We start from the raw sequence: 2,149 nt of genomic DNA, 5'->3' as shown, positions 1-2,149 counted from the left end.
GATTAATCCTATGCAGAAAGAGATCAAATACATATTAAATCAATTCAAAGAAGATGAGTACAAACTCAACAAGTTTGTTGTTTCCTTATATCTGAAATCAAATTCAATACAGGTTAAGAATAATACGCTTGTCAAATCTTTAATGCTTAGTGATATTGAGTTAAAGCAGGAAATCGACAACCAATTACAATTTGGATTGGTTGAAGTAATTCAGGCTTTTGAGCTGGCTATTCCTTCCAAAGAGCAAACTACAAACGGAGCAGTATACACTCCAAAGTACATTAAAGAGTTTATTGTTAAGAGGACTTTTGAAAAGGTTAAGAAAAGACCTGAATCGATACTTGCAGGAGATATATCTTGTGGGTGTGGTGCCTTTCTTTTTACACTTGCACATAAAATACATTCAGAAACCAAAAAATCATACCGAGAAATATTTAAGGATAACCTTTTCGGTCTGGACATAAGCCAAAGTAGCATTGATCGTACAAAAATTCTACTTTCCCTTTTGGCCATTACTGAAGGAGAAGATATTGAGGAGTTTTCATTCAACTTATACACTGCCAACGCCTTGGACTTTGATTGGATTAGTCAAGTACCTATGATCAAGAAAAATCAAGGATTTGATTTAATAGTTGGAAATCCACCATACGTTCGTGCTAAGAACCTACACGAGCAAACCAAAAGTTTCCTAAACAATTGGTCAGTTACAAAATCCGGAAATCCCGATTTGTATATTCCTTTTTTTGAAATCGGTAAAACATTTCTTCAAAAGGATGGCATATTAGGTTATATAACGGTTAACTCATTTTTCAAAAGTGTTAATGCCAGAGCACTTAGAATGTATTTTAAAGATCACAATACAGATCTAACGATCATTGATTTTGGCCATGAGAAAATATTTGGTGGAAAGTCGGCATATACCTGCATTTGCTTTCTATCAAATAAAACAAGTGAGAATATTTCATTCGCTCGGACCTCTAGTAATAACCTCGAAGAAATCACAGAAAATCACTATCATAAAATTTCTTACAATACTGTTGATTCTCATAAAGGTTGGATTCTCAGTAGCAAGGAGATCGTGGAAAATATTAATAAAATTGAAAACTGTGGTTCTTCATTGGACAACCTCTTTATAATTAAAAACGGAATAGCCACATTAAGCAATGGCATCTATATATTTCGGCCTACTGACCAAACCAAAGACTATTACATATTCAATAAGAATGGAATTGAACATCGGATTGAAAAGGGTATATGTAGAGATATTATCAAACCCAATATCCTTAAAAATGAAAATGAGATAGAGAAAGTCAAAGAAAAAATTATATATCCATACACAAATGGAATTACCCCATTTCGTTTGATGGAAGAAAATTATTTCAGAGATAATTATCCAAACGCATATGCCTATTTATTAGACTTCAAAAATGAATTACTTAAACGAGATAAGGGGAATGGAGATTATGGCGCATGGTATGCATTCGGCAGAACTCAGGCACTCACAGATAAAGGTTACAAATTAATGTTTCCTTACATGGCCAAGGAGCCACATTTTGTCTACACAGACAATGAAGATATGCTTATTTATTGTGGTTATGCCATTTTCTCAGAATCCCAGGAAGAACTCTTGTTGCTAAAAAAGATTTTGCAATCAAGACTCTTTGATTATTATATAAGGCACACAAGCAAGCCTTATTCAGCGGGATACTTTTCTTATGCAAAGAATTATGTTAAGAGCTTCAGTATATGTGAACTAAATGAAGATGAGCAACGGTTTTTAACCATAACAACTGATAAAACTGAGATTGATAGATTCTTGGAAACAAAATACAACGTGAGCCTCAACTAAGCCATACACATTGCCAAGTCGCTCAATCAACCGCACAAGCCAAAACTTGTCAAAGAGTATGTCTGCCCAACGCACGGTGGTATTCGAAAGGAACTTCCCAGAAAGGAAAACACGAAAACCTAACAAAATGTATAGTGAATGCGCTTACGAGCTACTTTCAACTTTCTGTGCAATTCGATACTTTAGTAACGTTGGAGAGTGTGAGCGCACTCACCATACATAGACGTTAGCGGTCAGCAAGAAAGAACCAAAAAAGGAATATGCTCAAAAAAATAATTATAGGAATTTCAATTGTCTTAG

The 2,149-nt window shown here is 34.5% G+C and carries 1 protein-coding gene; it reads left to right on the top strand.

The window, feature by feature from the left end; translation table 11 throughout:
• Positions 1-1,849, top strand: a 1,849-nt coding sequence (locus E1140_RS00590) for an Eco57I restriction-modification methylase domain-containing protein (protein ID WP_221412596.1), incomplete at its 5' end; no start/stop codon positions are given.
• Positions 1,850-2,149: the final 300 nt, after the last annotated feature.

It is taken from the genome of Fulvivirga lutimaris, assembly GCF_009711525.1.
In the GTDB taxonomy this organism is placed as follows: domain Bacteria; phylum Bacteroidota; class Bacteroidia; order Cytophagales; family Cyclobacteriaceae; genus Fulvivirga; species Fulvivirga lutimaris.
This window is presented reverse-complemented; position numbering and strand designations above follow the sequence as displayed.